Source organism: Agrobacterium sp. 20P9.1.2, assembly GCF_057799395.1.
In genome coordinates this window covers 806,447-821,973 of the sequence record NZ_JBYOKI010000001.1, presented here as the reverse complement: position 1 = coordinate 821,973, position 15,527 = coordinate 806,447, and the positions used below count along the sequence as shown (strand labels likewise).

The window sequence follows — 15,527 nt, the reverse complement described above, 5'->3', positions numbered from 1 at the left end:
TCCTCGGCAAACATCAGGCGGCGGTTCCGGGCCACAAATTAGCACATCCTCAGCAACAAGCGTGGAGATTTATGCAAAGCCCTGTGTGCGTCGCGTTCTGCCCATTTCCCCGAAGCAAAATCAATGCTAACGCTCACCTGTTCCAAAACGGGAAAACAGCGTGTTTCGAGTTCCATTTCTTGTTGCAATCTCGCTCATTATCGCCTTTGGCGGCGGCATACTGTCCACGCTTGCGGCGCTGGAGGCGACCGATGGTTTCGGCTCGATCAAGATCGGGGCCTGGGATGCCTTTCCCGAAGCGCAGACAATCGAGGCCGACCCCTATGCCAAGTCGCACCGGGCGGATGCGGGCAAGCTGCTCTATGGAACAGCCGAGGGCCTGAGCTTTACCGCTTCCATCGATAGCGCTGGCCAGCGCCTGACGGGCGAGTGCCGTTACCGACTGGCTGGCACCGTGCCCCCTTCCCGCTTCTGGACGCTTTATGCCGCCGATCAGCAGGGCAATCTTCTGGATGACGGCTCGGGCCGTCCCATCGCGCTCAATTCCCGCACGCTGCTGCATGCGCCGGATGGCAGCATGGATATCAGCGTGGCTGCGACTGCCCAGACCTACAATTGGCTGGCCGTGCCGAAGGGTGGCAATTTCAAGCTGGTGCTGACGCTGCTCGATACGCCTGTCGCTGGCAGCACCGGTCTTATCGACATCAAGATGCCGGAAATCCAGAAAACAGGATGCGGCAATGCTTAGGGTTCTCTTTGCCGTTTTTGTCGGTCTTGTGGGTGCAGCGGTTCTGCATCTGATCATCTTGTTGTCGATCCCGCATTTTTCCAACCGCGATGCTTATACGCGCTCGGTGGCGGAAGGCAGGGCGAATGTGTTTCATCTGCTGGATGACAGCCGTGAAAAGACCGAGCTTGGCAGTGGCGATCCCTTCATGCGGGTTGCCGTCTGCACTTTCGACATTACAGACAAGCCGGTACGGCTGGCGGCATTCGGGGCCGTGCCATTCTGGTCGGTGGCGATTTTCGACAGTGCGTCCAATGAAATCTTCAGCATGAACGACCGCACATCGGCGGGTGGAGAGCTGGATATTCTGGTGGCAAACCAGGTGCAGCTTGCGGCCATCCGCAAGGCAAAGCCGGAGGGGCTTGCGCAATCCATTCTGGTGGAAGCGGGCCAGAACAAGGGTTATGCCGTGTTGCGCACCATGGTGCCACAGCTAAGCTTCGTGGAAGAAGCGACCAGATTTCTGGGCGAAGCCAAATGCGAGCCAACGCCGTGGTCTTGAGCGGTCTTCAGACCCGTCAGATCAGGAACCGATAGCGGCATCCGTAGGAGCGACCACCGTCTTGCGCTTGCGTGGTTTCTTTCGCGTTTCCATCTTGATGTCGATGATGGGACGCTCATACCGTACGCCGGTGAAAAACAGCAATTGTGCCGGTCCGGTTGGAGGCCTGTGCGCATCTGCCGGTCTGCTTAAGCGGCGCCACGCCGCATAGAACGAAATGATGTCTGCCATTGTCTTCTCCTCTCAGGGGCATGACGCTTGTTTTGTTGAATAAACGCGCGGACGCTCAAGCGACGCGCGGGAATGCCATCACCACAACATTGTGCATTTCCAGTCCACAGACTGGCATGGGAGACGAGAGGCAGCTGCGGGTGCAACATTGCTTGCCACCCAGAATGCTAGATTTCATACCCCAAATCTAACACCGAATCTCATAACTGCCTATGGGATTACAAACATGTGGAGGTTAATTATTCGTTAATACTAATATTCTTGCCATGACACAAAACCCATTAAAATTTATTGCGATGCAGCATTTATTAACAGGGGCACTTCTCACAGTCCTGTGAACACAACTCAAGCGCGTCGCACAAAGTCATTGTATTTTATAACTATTTGCCGAAGACCGAAAAAGTAACAGGTCAGATTTCCACAAGATCACGTTTGACCATTGTCATTTTCCCCGTGTTTAAAGGGACTTAGCCGCCATGATAGCGGTCAGGGGCTCGCCATCCCGTGTTATCGACACGGCAGGCGAGTTCCCGCTAGCGCAGCAATGTGCATCTTTCAATGGCGCGGAATTTTCCAAAATTCTTTTCTTAAAAATTCACTGTGCATAAGCACAAAAAACCGCTTTGCGACATTGCTGGTTAACAGGGCGTCAACACGTTTGCTCTAATTTGAACGGATCGTTTTGTTTTGCGTCTCATTGGGTATTGCGTTGACCGACCGGTTTCGAGAATTAGAAAGGCCCAGTGCCGAGAGGAAGAAAGATGTGGTGCTAATGGCCACTGTATCGAGTTTTGAAGGGCTTTCGCACCCGTCCAAGTCCGAGCTTCGCCAGTTTGCGGAACTGTTCATGCCCCTGTTCACCGCCTCCACGCCGGAAGCGAAACGGGAAGCCGTGGCCGCACTCTCTCAAAACCCGAATGTGCCATCGGCAGTCGCCTTTTTCATTGCCAGCCAGCCCATTGGGCTATCGGCCCCCTTTCTGGTCTCTTCAAAGGCTCTGAACGACGACACGCTGATTGCGATTGCCCGCACCCAGGGTGGTGCGCATGCCCGCACCATCGTCCGCCGCGACGACCTGTCGCCCACCGTTATCGATGCGCTTGTGGGCCTGCGCCATTCCCGCCATGCGCCGACACGTCCTTCTGAGCAGGACGCCGCTGCCCTGCCCGCGCAATCGCGTTCCTTGCAGAAGACCATTGCCGACCGCGAAGAGGATTTGCGCCGCCAGCTTCGCACCATGGCACGCCAGCTCAACCGTCCGCACAGCGACAACCTTGGAGCACGCCGCCTGACGGATGTACAGGAAGCTCTGCTGGTGCGCTTTGCCCGCGAACGCAATGCGCGGCAGTTTTCCATGGCGCTTTCGGATTCGCTTTCGGCCAGCCACTGGCTGTCCGAACGGGTGATGCTGGATATTTCCGGTCAGCAACTGGCCACCACCATGACAGGCCTCGGCATGGACTTCGCCGATGCGGCTTTCGTGCTGGAATGTTTCTATCCGCACCTGAAGGTGCGTGATGGCGACATGACCAAGGCGGAAGCCATGCTTGAAAAGCTCGACCCCGGCCAGTGCGAAGACCGCATTGAAAACTGGCGTCGCGCTGACCGCTACACGGTCGATCCAAGCCGTCAGGAAGCCTCAGTTGCCGAAGAAGCAGCCACGGTTCAGAAGCTGGTGGTCAGACGCTGAGCCGTCTTATCAACCACACGCTAATGCCCCCAAAGATTGTATTTTTGACACAAGCGCCAGCGCCACAACGCTGGCGCTTTTTGGTTTTGGCACCCGGCCTCTGGCCAAACTACCGCCAGGGAAGCTCCACCGCCCCTTTTGCGAGTGCCGGAACTGGCAGAGCGCGAAAACCGTTGTGATTTCAAAACAGCCTCACAACCTCACGTAACGGTAATTATTCGCATAATAAAGTAACTCAAAATTTAGATAAAATAATGAACTGTTGCGCCGCAGACTTCATTCAAACATGGAGCCAGTAGACCAAGCGGAGGAGCGCAATCAACCAAAGATTGCGATTTGGTAACTGCTTGCTGCCCCGATGCAGGGGACGGCTACGCGCGATGTTTCAAAAATTTATTCCAGACCGCCTATGAGGCGGTTGACCACTGCCTTGAGGAAATCATGTCATTTCTGAAAAACACGAAAATCAAAACCAAGGTCATCTCGGTCATTGCCTTGATGAGCGCGGCGTCCATCGCCGGATTGGCCTATGTCAGCCTGCAGTACAAAAACACGGACAACCAGTACAGCGACTTCATCAGCAAAACCGCCTATGCTGCGGTGCTAAACGCACGCACGAGCGGTAACTTGAACGGCTTGGGGATGCAGGCTCTTCGCGTGTCCATAGTCGATCCCGCAAGCCCTGCTTTCGCGGAGGCTCTCAAGACCTTTACGGCGAATTTCAAACAAGCAAATGACCGCCAGACGCAAATGGCACAACTGGTCCCGGAGAAGACAGACAGCTCGCGCGAAGTTCTGAAGGGCTTTGCAGAAATTGAAACGATCATAAACAAGACCGTTTCCCTCGCCCAGAGCGGTCAGCAGGCACAGGCCCAGCAAACGGCTCTGGATCTGATGTACAAGATTACTGAAGTTTCCCCAAAAATAAGCGCGGCGACCGAACAGCTGATCAAGTCCGTAAACGACGGCAGTGATCAGCTGAGTGCAAACACTGATGACACTATCCTCACCGGCCTTATCGGCATCATCCTCGTTTCCGCCCTGCTCGTGGCCTTTGGCCTCTATATCTCCATTCAGGGCATTACCGCACCCATAGCCAGGCTTCGTGAACGCATGGCCTCGCTGGCAACCGGTGAGACAAAGGCTGAAATCGACGGCATGGACCGCACGGACGAAGTGGGCCAGATGGCCGCTGCCGTGCAGGTTTTCCGCGAAAACGCCATCGAGCGCATCCGTCTGGAGCGCGAAACCGAGGCCAACCGGTCGTCTTCCGAGCAGGAGCGTATCGCGCGCGAAAAGCAGAAGGCGCAAGAAGCGGCAGACGTGCAGTTCGCCGTGGACAATCTGGCTTCCGCCCTCTCCAAGCTTGCCGACGGCGACACCACGCACCGCCTGCGCGAGCCTTTCGCGCAAACGCTGGATGGCGTCCGCAATGACTTCAACAGCACCGCAGAACGGCTTCAGTCCACGCTGAACCGCGTGGCGCAGAATGCACGGGGCATCGATTCCGGTGCCAATGAAATCCGCTCTGCCGCAGACGATCTTGCCAAGCGCACCGAACAGCAGGCCGCCGCCGTGGAAGAAACAGCCGCCGCGCTGGAAGAAATCACAACCACGGTCAAGGACGCGACACGTCGCGCCCAGGAAGCCGGACAGCTGGTCAGCCGCGCAAAGCTTGGCGCCGAGCAATCGGGTAACGTCGTGCGCAAGGCCGTTACCGCCATGGAGCAGATCGAAAAATCCTCCGGCGAGATTTCCAACATCATCGGCGTTATCGACGAAATCGCCTTCCAGACCAATCTTCTGGCCTTGAATGCCGGTGTTGAAGCGGCACGTGCCGGTGAGGCCGGCAAGGGCTTTGCGGTCGTTGCACAGGAAGTTCGCGAACTGGCGCAGCGTTCCGCCAATGCGGCCAAGGATATCAAGGCGCTTATCACCACATCCAACACGCAGGTTGCGCAGGGCGTGCAGTTGGTTGGCGAAACCGGCGTTGCGCTGGAAACCATCGTGACCGAGGTTCAGGAAATCAACCGCCACGTCGCAGCCATCGCGGAATCGGCACAGGAACAGTCTTCCGGTCTTCAGCAGATCAACACTGCCGTCAACCAGATGGACCAGGACACGCAGAAGAACGCGGCTATGGTCGAGGAATCCACCGCGGCCAGCCACGGTCTCGCGCAGGAAGTCCACTCGCTCAACCAGTTGCTGGCGCAGTTCAAGCTTTCCGACGGCAGCCATGCCGGAAACGCAGCTCCAATGCGTGCCGCCTCATCCCATGACCGGCCATCCGCCTCGCCTGCCCGCGCGCTTGGCCGCAAGATCAGCGCTGCCTTTTCCGGCAATGCCGCGCTCGACACATCCAAGAGCAATTGGGAGGAATTTTGATGGATCACGCACCGATCACTAGCGGCGACGGCGCTCTTGAAATCATCGCCTTCATGCTCAGCGACCAGCAGTTCGCCGTGCGCACCACCTCCATCCGCGAAATTCGCGGATGGGCCCCCGTCACACCTCTGCCGCACACGCCGCCGGAAGTGGTGGGCGTGATGAACCTGCGCGGCACGGTCATCCCCATCATCGATCTGGCCTGCAAACTGGGAATGCCGCCTGCGGAAGCCAGCGAACGCAGCGCCATCGTCGTAACCAGCGTCAAGGGCAGGACAATCGGCATGATGGTGGATCGCGTGTCCGACATCCTCACCGTCTCCGCCGCGGATCTGCAGCCAGTCCCCGCCGCCGCCGGTCTGGCCACCACGGGCTTCGCCGAAGGCATCTTCGCCCGCGACAAGGTGATGATCTGCTTCCTCAACCTCGACGCCATCTTCGCCACGGCCGATCCTGAAAGCTGGGATGCGCAGACGGTTTAGTTTGGTAGGGTTTTTCTGCCCGGTATTGTAGGGCGGTGGGTGGGGCTAGCCCCCCTCTGCCCTGCCGGGCATCTCCCCCACAGGTGGGGAGATCGGCTAAACGCTTACCCGTCGCTCTATCCTCAACGTTTAAGATTGGCGAGAGGTCTCAACGAGTCGATCTCCCTCCTTCTGGGGGAGATGTCCGGCAGGACAGAGGGGGGTGAGCCCCACCCGCTGGCGCTGCCGCCTCAAGCAACAACCGTAAACAACCCCTCCACACTCTCCGTCTCAAGCTCCACCACCCACACATCACTATCGAAGCGCCGTTCCTTCTCCAGCAACGCCTCGACATCCTGCCCTTCGGCATTCGTCAGGCGACGTTCGAAGCGGCGTTCGGCTCTTTCCTCTTCGTCGTCGGAGAAGCTTTGCGGTGCGGGGCCGTAGAGGTTTTCCAGCCCGCCACGCAGGCGCTGGCGGATGAAGATGGCACCTGCGGCATCTGCGCCCTTGCGCTCCACGGCGGCGAAATCGCCTGCGGAAAAGACGCGGCGGATCAGGGCGGAGACAAATATCTCAGATTTTAAGCGCATAGCGACGCAGTATCACAAAGCGCCGATGGATTTCAGCTTTTTCAGCACCGCTTCATTCGGCTCACCGGTTTCCGGCAGGCGGTAGTGCTTTTCGAAATTGCGAATGGCGGTGCGGGTCTGTTCGCCTGCCATGCCATCCACCTTCACATCGGCATAGGCGATGTTGACGAGGCCCTGCTGGATTTTGGCCACCAGATCCTTCGTCACTGACTTGGCAGATCCGCCTGAGGTCAGCGAGATGGATTGCGGCTTGGGCGCGTTGGCTTCGGCATTGCGGATGGCGGCGGCCACGGGATCGATGGCCACGCCGCCGGTATTGGCGCTGGCGGGCCGATCCTTCGGCAAGGCCTTGGGGATAGCGGCAACCGTGGTGGCGCTGTCGATTTTCAGCGCGGAGAGAATGCGGCTCGTAGGCTCGCCGGTCTGCTCCATACCGACCGTTTCCTCGAAGAAGAGAATAGCCGCAGTGGTACGTGGTCCGGTCATGCCGTCTGCCGGGCCTTCGTAAAGACCGCGACGGGCGAGTTCACGCTGGATTTCTGCCACCAGTTCGGAGGGAGGATGCGGCGTGGCCTGTGCGATGGCATTTGCCACAGGGTCCGCTGGCTGGGCAGCGGGTGCTGCCGCCGGTGCCTGTGGTTGCGGCGTATCGGTCTGGCGCTCTATGCGGAAGGTGGTGACGTTGCCGTGGTCTCCCAGGCCCGAGGCCAGGCGATAACCGGGAATGCCGTTGGGGTTTTCCTCATCGCGCGTGCGCAGGAAGGGCGACGGGTGGTGGCCGGGCTGGTACCAGAGTGCGTTGGCGGCAACGAAGCCGAAGACGACGAAAAAGGCCGTGCAGCCGCCAACCAGTTTGGGATGGCGCAGAATTTCCTGTCCTATGGCGAGTGCTGCCACAGAAACGAAACCGGGCTCCTTGCGGGCAGGTGTTTTCCTAGGCGATTTTCGCTTTGGCGCGGCCATCCGCAACATCCTCCTTCATCATGTTTACCGCACCGGCAGCCTGCTGCTTGAGGCGTGGCGGAAACTCCACGGGACCTCTGCCATCGTCACCATCCGTGCCATTCGTTTGGCCGGAGCCATCCGCAGGCAACAGGATCGTCACGACGGTGCCTTCACCGGCGCGGCTGGAAATCGCAAAGCTGCCGCCATGCAATTCCACCAGCCCCTTGACCAGCGAAAGACCCAGACCCGTGCCTTCATAGCGGCGGGTATATTCATTCTGCACCTGCATGAAAGGCTGGCCCAGAAACGCAATCTTGTCCGCTTCGATGCCGATGCCGGTATCGCTGACGGTGAGTTTCAGCATGCGGCCTTCCAGCGATGCGTCCATGGAGACCACACCACCCGATTCGGTAAACTTGATGGCATTGCCAGCCAGATTGATGAGAACCTGCTGGATGGCGCGCTGATCTGCCACCACTTCGCCGATATCGCGCTGAATGCGGCTGGTCAGCGTCAGGCCCTTCTGGCGGGCCTGAAGACCCAACATGCCTTCGCAGGTGGCGATGGCGTCTGCAATGCGGAAAGGCTCCATCAGCAGTTCGTAACGGCCCGCTTCCAGCTTGCTCATATCCAGCATGGTGTTGACGACAGACAGAAGATGCGCGCCGGACTGGCGGATGAGCGAGACATATTCGCGCTGGCGATCGTTCTCCAGCTTGCCGAAATATTCACCGGCCAGAATATCCGAAAAGCCCAGCACGGCATTGAGCGGCGTGCGCAATTCATGGCTGACGGCAGCGAGGAAGCGCGACTTGGCATCATTGGCCGATTCCGCCTCCGCAGCCTTGCGGGCAACCTCGTTGCGCAGCAGTTCCTTTTCGGTCACATCACGCAGCTGGCCGATAACGCTGGTCAGCCTGCCGAAACGGTCACGCTCGGCGGTGATATCCATGCGCGCATGAATGAACTGCGTCTGGCGCGCGGCAATGGCGTTTTCAAAGCGCAGATCGGCAATGGCGTTATCGTTGCCCTGACGCAGCGCATCGAAAGCCTGCATCAGGCCGATACGGTCGGAAACATGCACCAGTTCGGCAAAGAGGTGGCCGGTGCAGCTCTGGAAATGGGCGGGAAACTGCTTGAGATCGCGGCCCGAAACGCTTTTGACGACGCCATGCTCATCGAACACCAGCAGCAGGCCGGGAACCTGGCTTGCCAGCACCATGTTCTGTGCAGGCGCAGCAGCGACCTCTTCCAGCTTCAGCGGTTTGCGGAAAGCGATGAGCGAGGCGGCGGCGGCAAGAAAGACGGCGATGACGGTGGCAACGCCCAGCGGCAGCGCAACGGAGACGGAAAAGGCAAGGCAGAAAACGGCAGGAACGACGAACAGCGCGGTGAGACCGAATGCCACCAGACGGCGCAGGGCATGGACCGTGGCGGTCCGCACGCTGGCGTCTTCTTCCATGCGCGAAAGCCACATGCCGGTGGCATGATCGATCAACGCAATCGCTTTTTCCGTTATATTACGCAATACCTGAACACCGAATTCCAAAGGGGCGAGAGCGCCCTTAACCATGCCCGACAATAGGGGCCTGCGACTTAAGGAAAGGCTAAAAGCAGGCACCGCTACCGGGCTTAAAGCAGGGCCGAATCCCATTTCGGGGCATTTGCGGCAGACTTTGTGTTTCATGGTTAACGACGGGTAAGCGAAGGATTTCGTTATATTTTTCCCATTGCGTTAATCTTTGTGGCAACGGCATGTGCCGCTATCCCCTGCTTTTGTGGGCCACCGCCGCAATTATGCTTAACATGGACCGTTAAAGTTTGAGCGAAACGTCATTCTTAGTCCTGTCACGGAACAAATAGATACAATTTGAATTAAATCCTGCCGGTTTTCGCAAATGGCTGTTGGTCTCTTGGTTCTAGGGTGATTCCAAGCCCGGACAACAGGGCAAACACGGACGACCCGAAAAGGGCGACGTTTGAACAGGGTAGTTTCGCAATGTGGTTTTTGATCAAGTCATCGATCTTCTTTTCGCTGGTTCTGGTGGCGCTGTCCTACTTCGGTGGGTCGAGCGACAGCACTTCGCAGACGTCGCAGATGAACGTGGCCGGCGCCGTTTCGGCTGCCAGCGAAGCCTACCGTTATGTCAGCGCCATCTGCGTGGAAAAGCCTGATGTCTGCGTCAAGGGCGCCGAAACCTTTCATGCGCTGGGTGAAAGAGCCCGCGAAGGCGCAAAAGTCGCCTATCAGCTAATCGACGCACAGCTGGCTGGCAGCAGCGAACCCGCCGCCAAGCTGGCCGATACCACCCCTGCCGCACCCGCCGTCACCGTGCCTGCCGCAACCATCGACGTGGCGCAGGAAAGCGACGACATCAAAACCGGTACCATCAAATCCCAGCCCTACGTGCCCCTGCCCCTGCGCCGCCCGGCACCTTGAGCAGCACAGACAATTCCGATTTCAGGTGAGGCCACCCGCCTCCTGCCCGCCCTTGCGGCTCGTGATCGAGCCGCCTGACTGCCCGACTCCTGGGCCCTGCACGAATTTCCCTTCGTCGCAGGGCTTTTTTTCGCTGATCTGGCGGTTCAATTCGGAGATGGTTTGACCTATATGCAAAGCATGTAAGCATCCCGCTTCCCTCATTCCTGTGCCTGTCACAGGAATCCAGCCAGCCCAAGTCTTTGGGCTGAGAAGAGTCTTCCCGCCGCGCCGACGCGCGTCGACTGGATTCCTGTCAAGGACAGGAATGAGGAGAAGCAGGACTGCAGCGTGAAACGAACGGATAATGGACAGATGGCCTCTCTCGACAAGATCATGGACGACTTCGCCTTTCTCGATGATTGGGAGGATCGCTACCGCTACGTGATCGAGCTTGGCAAGGATTTGCCCGATCTGGCCGAAGACAAGAAGACCGCCGAGAACAAGGTGCAAGGCTGCGCAAGCCAGGTCTGGCTCGTCAGCCATAGCGATGGTTCGGCCGACCCGATCCTCACCTTCGAGGGCGATTCCGACGCCCATATCGTGCGCGGCCTCGTCGCCATCGTCATGGCCGTCTACTCCGGCAAACACGCCTCCGAAATCGCCGGGCTCGACGCCATCGAAGTCTTCGGCAAGATCGGCCTTGTCGAACACCTCTCCTCCCAGCGTGCCAACGGCCTGCGCTCCATGATCAACCGCATCAGAGCAGAGGCGCAGCTGCTGGCAGCGTGAGCATATCCGCATTGACAAAGTAAGGAATTTTCCTTACTTTTTGGGCTCGCAATGGAGTTCGAAATGCCCGCTTTGTTGAAAAAAGTCAGCACGATTACGGAAAAGGGCCAGGTCACTGTGCCGAAATCCGTGCGGGATGCGCTTGGCCTGGGATATGGCGGGCGCATAGCCTTCTACATCGATGAAAACAGACATGTCTCGATAGAGAAGGAAGTGGACGAGGAAGACGATCCCGTCATCGACGGCTTTCTCGCATTTCTCTCGCAAGACATGGAAAAGCATCCCGAACATATTCAGGAGTTTCCCGAGGCGCTGCGCCAGCGAATGATGGAACTGACGGAGGGTGTCGAAGTCGATCTCGATGCGCCGATCGATGGCGATGTGACGATCTGACATGCCTGTCATTGATGGCTGGACCGTCCGTGCGCATCCGCTTCTGCTCGACCAGCTTGAAAAGCTGACGGCAAGCGTAGAGCATCTGGCTCGGAAAGACCCCGAAACCTATCGCAACAATGCCAACACCAAGTTGCTGGCAGCACTTCAGTCCCTCCTGTTCGACAAGATTCCGCAAGACCCAACCGCCACATCCTATGTGCAGGGCAACACACTTGGCACGACCCGCCGCCACTGGTTTCGAGCCAAATTCGGCGGCGGGCGATTTCGCCTGTTTTTTCGCTACAGCACCAAGGCGAAAGTCATCATCTTCGCGTGGGTGAATGATGAAAACACGCTGCGAACATATGGTGCCAAAACCGATGCGTATGCCGTGTTCAAAGACATGCTCAATGATGGCAACTCGCCGGATGAGTGGGAAAGGCTGCTCAAAGCAACATCGGACAGCAGTGTGGAAAAGCGTCTCGATACGGCCTTCGATTCCGCGAAAGGGAAGAAGGCGTAAAGACCATCGCTCCACCCACCGGCTACCTCACACACGCGGCCGATACCCCTCCGCACCCCAGTGGTGGCTCTCCCGTTTGCGCGCTGCGGGCTGTGGCGGGTTATAGTGCCGGGCAAGGGCCAGCAGAGCGGTGCGTAACATGAGTTTGGCGGAGCGGACGGGCCATTGGCGTTCGCGTTCCACCAGTTCCAGCCCTTTTTCGAAACAGCAGACATCGATGGCGACGCCTGACAGTTCCGGGCCCATCGCGTCCGCTGCTCTTGAGAAGCGGTTGCGCGCGGCCATGGCGGTGTCGGTTAGGTCTTGGGCGCCGTTGGCTTGGCCTTTGACGCGTTTCGACAGGCGCGGCTCCCAGGAGGCGGTGATGCGGGGGCTGAGTTGGCCGCGGTGGAAATCGCTGGCCAGTCTTTCGCCTGCGTCCAGCGCTTCTGCGGGGAAGAAGGGCTGGCCGTCGCGATCTTTCAGCCGCAAGAGGGCCAGAAGCGGCGAGGACAATTCGTTGCGCCGCGCGGTCTGGCGCGCGCCTTCGATTTCCACAGAGACCAGATCGCAAAGACGGTGCTGCTCCTGAAAAATCTCGTCGCGTTCCTTGACCATGGCGCGTTTGAGGAAAGCGCTGGCGGTGTCGCAGGGGGTGAGCCGGTTTTCCTCCATGCGCAGCAAGCCGGAGGCAAGACCCTGCTCCAGCACCTGTTTTTCCATGCTCCGAGGCTCCGGCGTGTGATCGACGTTGATTTCGACCTGCGCGCCGCAATCCTTCACCTGCGCGGGGCCGCGCCCGATGAAACGCAACAGGCGCACCAGCCCGCGTTCGATGTGCTTCTCTTGCTTGCTCTTTCCCTCAGTCATGGTCACCTGCCTGAAGCGTTGCGAGAAGCGGCTTTGCCTGATCCTCGACAGCCGTCACGAATTCATCGAAACCCGGATCGTCACGGCGGTCTTCCACCCGCTGGCATGCGATGCTGACAGTGGAGCGGTCCCGCCCGAAGCAGACGGCGACATTTGGGAGGGGCAGAGACAGCGTGACATGGCAGACATAAAGCGCGATCTGGCGGATATGCAGCATGGCATGCCGACGATCCCGCCGCATCATGTCGCGATCCACGATCTGCGCAAATGTCTCATAGGTGATTTCGCGCACCCGCTGGCAGGCAGCGCGATGCGCCATGGGAACCGCTGGTGGCGGGCTGAGGCTGGCGGAATAAGCCGGGCCAAAGGCCGGTTCCGCGCTGAAGGTTTCAAGATGGAAGGGCATGATGCAACTCCTGACTAAATAGGAATTAATTCATACACCATCAAATCGGCAGCATCAATCTCAGAAATAGGCTCGAAAAATGATGGATAAAAACTTCTCTATATAGAGAAAGAGGATTATTTTCTTATTTCAAGTGAGCGTTCAACCTCGGCGGCTGGCCTGATCGCGTTTTTCGTTAAGGCGTTTCAAATCCACTTGACAGTTTTTCGATTCGAGCGCATCTACCTACACATGATCAACGCACGCGCACCCATTTCCTGCACGTATTTTTGGGCCTTCCTTTAAGGGCGGCTCGACAGATCACTTTGTCAACAAGCCGCCGTCAGGCGGCTTTGTTGTTTTCAAACGTCCTGACGGCACTACACCAAGAAACCGAAGGACGAGACAATGACCGAAGACAGCCTTCTGACCCTGCCGAGACCGCCCGTCGTGACCATTCGTGGTGCGCGCAAGGCCGATTTGCCTGAGCTGAACGAGATGATCACCCTGCTGGCCGCTTACCATGGCGATGCGGCGGCGATCACGCCGGAGAAGCTGGAGCGCGATCTTTTCGCACAGATGCCCTGGATCACCGCATTGGTGGCAGAGGCGGATGGCGAACTTATCGGTTACGCCATTCTCGTGCCGCAGTACCGCGCGCAGGAAGGTCGTCGCGGCATGGATCTGCATCATTTGTTCGTGCGGGATGGACACCGCGGCCACGGCACCGGCCAGCACCTGGTGGCCCGCGCACGCGACGTTGCCAAGCGCTGCGGCTGCGACTACCTCTCCGTAGGTGCTGCGACCGGAAACTTCGCTGCCCATAAATTCTACGAAAACATGGACTTCGTGCCGCGCCCGGTCACCGGCATGCGCTTCATGCAGGCGCTGGCTTAAAGCGCCCGAGGGGACGGAACCGACACCGCCGTTTTCAGGTTTTGCTTGACGGCTGGACATCCGTCCGCTGATCTTGATGTCTTTGATTGCAGGAGAAGACAATGCCACGTATCGCCTTGGCTCTGACCGAGGACTTTGCCGACTGGGAACCCGCTTTGCTGGCCGCCGCAGCGCGCGGTTATCTGGGCGTCGATATCATCACCGCGTCGCCGGATGGCGCGCCTGTGACCTCCATGGGTGGCCTCAACGTGACGCCTGACATGGCCTATGATGAACTCGACCCGGAGACGATCCATGCGCTAGTCATTCCCGGCGGGCTGATCTGGGAAAAGGGTGCCGCGCCTGACTTTACCGATCTCGTCCACCGCTTTCGCGCCCAGCACCGCGTGGTGGCAGGCATTTGTGCCGCAGCCAGCGCGCTGGCGGGAACCGGCGTGCTGAATCATGTGGCCCATACCGGCAACTCGCTGGAGTCCCACGGTAAATACGAGACCTATCAGGGCGCGGACCACTATCGCGACCAGCCACAGGCGGTGAGCCACGAAGGCATCGTCACCGCCCCCGGCAGCGCACCGGTAACATTCACCGCCGAAGTGCTGAAGGCGCTCGACCTCTGGGGGCCGGAAGCGGAAGCCGAGATTTCAGTGTTTTCCGCTGAGCATCGATGACGCAAAGCCACTTACCTGTGAGCGATCATCCCTGACATCAGAGACCTGTGGGCACTGACGCCCGCAAGGTTTCCATCCGCGACAGCCAGCGCTACGGACGCCATGGCGCGCGCAGCATCGCCGCAGGCAAACACGCCGGATATGCTGGTTTCCTTCATCGCGTCCGTCTTGATGATGGAGCCTAGCGGCCCGGGCTCCAGATCGAGGCCAAGTTGGTTCGGGATCGTGGTGGCGATCTCAATCGACGCAAGGGCGAAGAGCCCGGCAAAGGAGAGCGTTCGGCCATTGGCAAGCTGCACATCGGCATGACCTTTGAGTGCTTGCACGGCACTGCGCTCAAGCGTGACACCACGGGTGGCAAGCGCTGCGAGCTGATCGGCGTTGGGCTCGAAGGCATCATTGAGAAGAAGCGTCGTTGGCCCCCAATCGGGAAGCATCAGGGCATGGTGCATGGACAGTTCCGATCCGGCAATGACGCCGATCTGTCCCTGGTTCAGTTCGTAGCCATGGCAATAGGGGCAGTGGAACACGGTTTTTCCCCAACGTTCCGCCAGACCTTCGATGCCGGGTAGAATGTCCTTCACGCCGACGGCGAGTATCAGCGTTTTGGAGAGAATTCGCGTCTCTGCAACCATGACTTCGAACAAGCCTGCTGCCGTATCACCCACCTGCGATATCCGTCGAGCCGCATCCGCCCGGCCAGACAACCATTGCACAGTTGGATATTGCGCCACCTGCGAGCGCGCCGTCGCGGCAATGACGGCCGGATCGACACCATCCTGCGTGATGAAGCCGTGGGAATGTGAGGCGAACCGATTGCGCCTCAGGCCGTCATCGATGACGAGCACCCTTCTGCGGGCGCGGCCCAGTTGTAGTGCAGCCGATAGCCCAGCATAGCTGCCTCCGATGATGATGACGTCGTAGATCGGGTCGTTCATGGCTGGCTCCTTTTCTCGCAACAACATAAGTGTCGTGATCATGCAGAGTCAATAGTCACGACACTTCATTTGTATCATGAAGCAATC

Annotated in this window: 18 protein-coding genes; 11 read left to right on the top strand and 7 right to left on the bottom strand. The window is 58.6% G+C overall.

Annotated features, from left to right (window positions below; translation table 11 throughout):
• Positions 1-160: 160 nt before the first annotated feature.
• Together AC27VJ_RS04025 and AC27VJ_RS04020 are read left to right on the top strand one after the other, a co-directional pair.
• The gene (locus AC27VJ_RS04025; protein ID WP_113085962.1) at positions 161-748 is read left to right on the top strand and encodes a DUF1214 domain-containing protein; all 588 of its coding nucleotides are present in this window, start codon (positions 161-163) and stop codon (positions 746-748) included.
• Complete coding sequence (locus AC27VJ_RS04020; protein WP_488682890.1) at positions 741-1,289, top strand: DUF1254 domain-containing protein; 549 nt, start codon at positions 741-743, stop codon at positions 1,287-1,289. Before AC27VJ_RS04025 ends, AC27VJ_RS04020 begins: the two co-directional genes overlap by 8 nt.
• A 21-nt stretch (positions 1,290-1,310) precedes the next feature.
• Here AC27VJ_RS04020 and AC27VJ_RS04015 read toward each other — a convergent pair whose 3' ends face one another.
• On the bottom strand, positions 1,311-1,520 hold the full coding sequence (locus AC27VJ_RS04015) for a hypothetical protein (RefSeq protein ID WP_353576201.1): 210 nt from the start codon (positions 1,518-1,520) through the stop codon (positions 1,311-1,313).
• 772 nt (positions 1,521-2,292) lie between these two features.
• Here AC27VJ_RS04015 and AC27VJ_RS04010 point away from each other — a divergent pair.
• From AC27VJ_RS04010 to AC27VJ_RS04000, 3 genes are all read left to right on the top strand, one after another.
• Entirely contained in the window at positions 2,293-3,210 is a 918-nt protein-coding gene (locus AC27VJ_RS04010; RefSeq protein ID WP_488682889.1) for a DUF2336 domain-containing protein, read from the top strand.
• A gap of 441 nt (positions 3,211-3,651) precedes the next feature.
• Complete coding sequence (locus tag AC27VJ_RS04005) at positions 3,652-5,595, top strand: methyl-accepting chemotaxis protein (RefSeq protein ID WP_488682888.1); 1,944 nt, start codon at positions 3,652-3,654, stop codon at positions 5,593-5,595.
• Positions 5,595-6,077 (top strand): chemotaxis protein CheW, encoded by a 483-nt coding sequence (locus tag AC27VJ_RS04000; protein ID WP_488682887.1) that lies wholly within the window; start codon positions 5,595-5,597, stop codon positions 6,075-6,077. Before AC27VJ_RS04005 ends, AC27VJ_RS04000 begins: the two co-directional genes overlap by 1 nt.
• 230 nt (positions 6,078-6,307) lie before the next feature.
• Here the strand turns inward: AC27VJ_RS04000 and AC27VJ_RS03995 are convergent, their stop codons facing one another.
• Genes AC27VJ_RS03995 through AC27VJ_RS03985 form a run of 3 tightly spaced genes read right to left on the bottom strand, consistent with a single transcriptional unit; the run spans position 6,308 to position 9,113 of the window.
• Positions 6,308-6,649, bottom strand: coding sequence for a DUF1491 family protein (locus AC27VJ_RS03995; protein WP_488682886.1), 342 nt, complete (start codon positions 6,647-6,649; stop codon positions 6,308-6,310).
• 12 nt (positions 6,650-6,661) lie between these two features.
• Positions 6,662-7,612 (bottom strand): peptidoglycan-binding domain-containing protein, encoded by a 951-nt coding sequence (locus AC27VJ_RS03990; protein ID WP_488682885.1) that lies wholly within the window; start codon positions 7,610-7,612, stop codon positions 6,662-6,664.
• The gene (locus AC27VJ_RS03985; protein ID WP_488683183.1) at positions 7,584-9,113 is read right to left on the bottom strand and encodes a sensor histidine kinase; all 1,530 of its coding nucleotides are present in this window, start codon (positions 9,111-9,113) and stop codon (positions 7,584-7,586) included. Before AC27VJ_RS03985 ends, AC27VJ_RS03990 begins: the two co-directional genes overlap by 29 nt.
• Positions 9,114-9,593: 480 nt before the next feature.
• Between AC27VJ_RS03985 and AC27VJ_RS03980 the strand changes: the two genes are divergently transcribed.
• The 4 genes from AC27VJ_RS03980 to AC27VJ_RS03965 all read left to right on the top strand — a co-directional run bounded on the left by AC27VJ_RS03980 (position 9,594) and on the right by AC27VJ_RS03965 (position 11,703).
• Positions 9,594-10,034 carry a DUF5330 domain-containing protein gene (locus AC27VJ_RS03980; protein ID WP_488682884.1) on the top strand — a complete coding sequence of 147 codons (441 nt, stop codon included), beginning with the start codon at positions 9,594-9,596 and terminating at the stop codon, positions 10,032-10,034.
• A gap of 354 nt (positions 10,035-10,388) precedes the next feature.
• Positions 10,389-10,805, top strand: coding sequence for a SufE family protein (locus AC27VJ_RS03975; RefSeq protein ID WP_488683182.1), 417 nt, complete (start codon positions 10,389-10,391; stop codon positions 10,803-10,805).
• A gap of 63 nt (positions 10,806-10,868) precedes the next feature.
• The gene (locus AC27VJ_RS03970) at positions 10,869-11,198 is read left to right on the top strand and encodes a type II toxin-antitoxin system PrlF family antitoxin (protein ID WP_488682883.1); all 330 of its coding nucleotides are present in this window, start codon (positions 10,869-10,871) and stop codon (positions 11,196-11,198) included.
• A gap of 1 nt (position 11,199) precedes the next feature.
• A complete protein-coding gene (locus AC27VJ_RS03965; protein ID WP_488682882.1) occupies positions 11,200-11,703 on the top strand; it encodes a type II toxin-antitoxin system YhaV family toxin in 504 nt (167 codons plus the stop codon).
• A 27-nt stretch (positions 11,704-11,730) separates the two neighbouring features.
• On the opposite strand, the gene AC27VJ_RS03960 is transcribed toward AC27VJ_RS03965, so the two are convergent.
• Entirely contained in the window at positions 11,731-12,552 is an 822-nt protein-coding gene (locus tag AC27VJ_RS03960) for a DUF6456 domain-containing protein (protein ID WP_488682881.1), read from the bottom strand.
• Complete coding sequence (locus AC27VJ_RS03955) at positions 12,545-12,958, bottom strand: helix-turn-helix domain-containing protein (protein WP_488682880.1); 414 nt, start codon at positions 12,956-12,958, stop codon at positions 12,545-12,547. The genes AC27VJ_RS03960 and AC27VJ_RS03955 overlap by 8 nt, the downstream gene beginning before the upstream one ends.
• A 387-nt stretch (positions 12,959-13,345) precedes the next feature.
• Between AC27VJ_RS03955 and AC27VJ_RS03950 the strand changes: the two genes are divergently transcribed.
• Both AC27VJ_RS03950 and AC27VJ_RS03945 read left to right on the top strand, forming a co-directional pair.
• On the top strand, positions 13,346-13,834 hold the full coding sequence (locus AC27VJ_RS03950; RefSeq protein WP_488682879.1) for a GNAT family N-acetyltransferase: 489 nt from the start codon (positions 13,346-13,348) through the stop codon (positions 13,832-13,834).
• Positions 13,835-13,935: 101 nt separating this feature from the next.
• Positions 13,936-14,502 (top strand): type 1 glutamine amidotransferase family protein, encoded by a 567-nt coding sequence (locus tag AC27VJ_RS03945; protein ID WP_488682878.1) that lies wholly within the window; start codon positions 13,936-13,938, stop codon positions 14,500-14,502.
• A gap of 11 nt (positions 14,503-14,513) precedes the next feature.
• On the opposite strand, the gene AC27VJ_RS03940 is transcribed toward AC27VJ_RS03945, so the two are convergent.
• Positions 14,514-15,440, bottom strand: a complete 927-nt coding sequence (locus tag AC27VJ_RS03940; protein WP_488682877.1) for an NAD(P)/FAD-dependent oxidoreductase — start codon at positions 15,438-15,440, stop codon at positions 14,514-14,516.
• Between the last annotated feature and the right edge of the window lie 87 nt (positions 15,441-15,527).

Coding starts and splice junctions, on each gene's coding strand:
- AC27VJ_RS03975 (WP_488683182.1), top strand. CDS start 10,389: ATGGCCTCTCTCGACAAGATCATGGACGACTTCGCCTTTCTCGATGAT.
- AC27VJ_RS03970 (WP_488682883.1), top strand. CDS start 10,869: ATGCCCGCTTTGTTGAAAAAAGTCAGCACGATTACGGAAAAGGGCCAG.
- AC27VJ_RS03960 (WP_488682881.1), bottom strand. CDS start 12,552: ATGACTGAGGGAAAGAGCAAGCAAGAGAAGCACATCGAACGCGGGCTG.
- AC27VJ_RS03995 (WP_488682886.1), bottom strand. CDS start 6,649: ATGCGCTTAAAATCTGAGATATTTGTCTCCGCCCTGATCCGCCGCGTC.
- AC27VJ_RS04000 (WP_488682887.1), top strand. CDS start 5,595: ATGGATCACGCACCGATCACTAGCGGCGACGGCGCTCTTGAAATCATC.
- AC27VJ_RS03940 (WP_488682877.1), bottom strand. CDS start 15,440: ATGAACGACCCGATCTACGACGTCATCATCATCGGAGGCAGCTATGCT.
- AC27VJ_RS03945 (WP_488682878.1), top strand. CDS start 13,936: ATGCCACGTATCGCCTTGGCTCTGACCGAGGACTTTGCCGACTGGGAA.
- AC27VJ_RS03980 (WP_488682884.1), top strand. CDS start 9,594: ATGTGGTTTTTGATCAAGTCATCGATCTTCTTTTCGCTGGTTCTGGTG.
- AC27VJ_RS03965 (WP_488682882.1), top strand. CDS start 11,200: ATGCCTGTCATTGATGGCTGGACCGTCCGTGCGCATCCGCTTCTGCTC.
- AC27VJ_RS04020 (WP_488682890.1), top strand. CDS start 741: ATGCTTAGGGTTCTCTTTGCCGTTTTTGTCGGTCTTGTGGGTGCAGCG.
- AC27VJ_RS04005 (WP_488682888.1), top strand. CDS start 3,652: ATGTCATTTCTGAAAAACACGAAAATCAAAACCAAGGTCATCTCGGTC.
- AC27VJ_RS03990 (WP_488682885.1), bottom strand. CDS start 7,612: ATGGCCGCGCCAAAGCGAAAATCGCCTAGGAAAACACCTGCCCGCAAG.
- AC27VJ_RS04010 (WP_488682889.1), top strand. CDS start 2,293: ATGGCCACTGTATCGAGTTTTGAAGGGCTTTCGCACCCGTCCAAGTCC.
- AC27VJ_RS03950 (WP_488682879.1), top strand. CDS start 13,346: ATGACCGAAGACAGCCTTCTGACCCTGCCGAGACCGCCCGTCGTGACC.
- AC27VJ_RS04015 (WP_353576201.1), bottom strand. CDS start 1,520: ATGGCAGACATCATTTCGTTCTATGCGGCGTGGCGCCGCTTAAGCAGA.
- AC27VJ_RS03955 (WP_488682880.1), bottom strand. CDS start 12,958: ATGCCCTTCCATCTTGAAACCTTCAGCGCGGAACCGGCCTTTGGCCCG.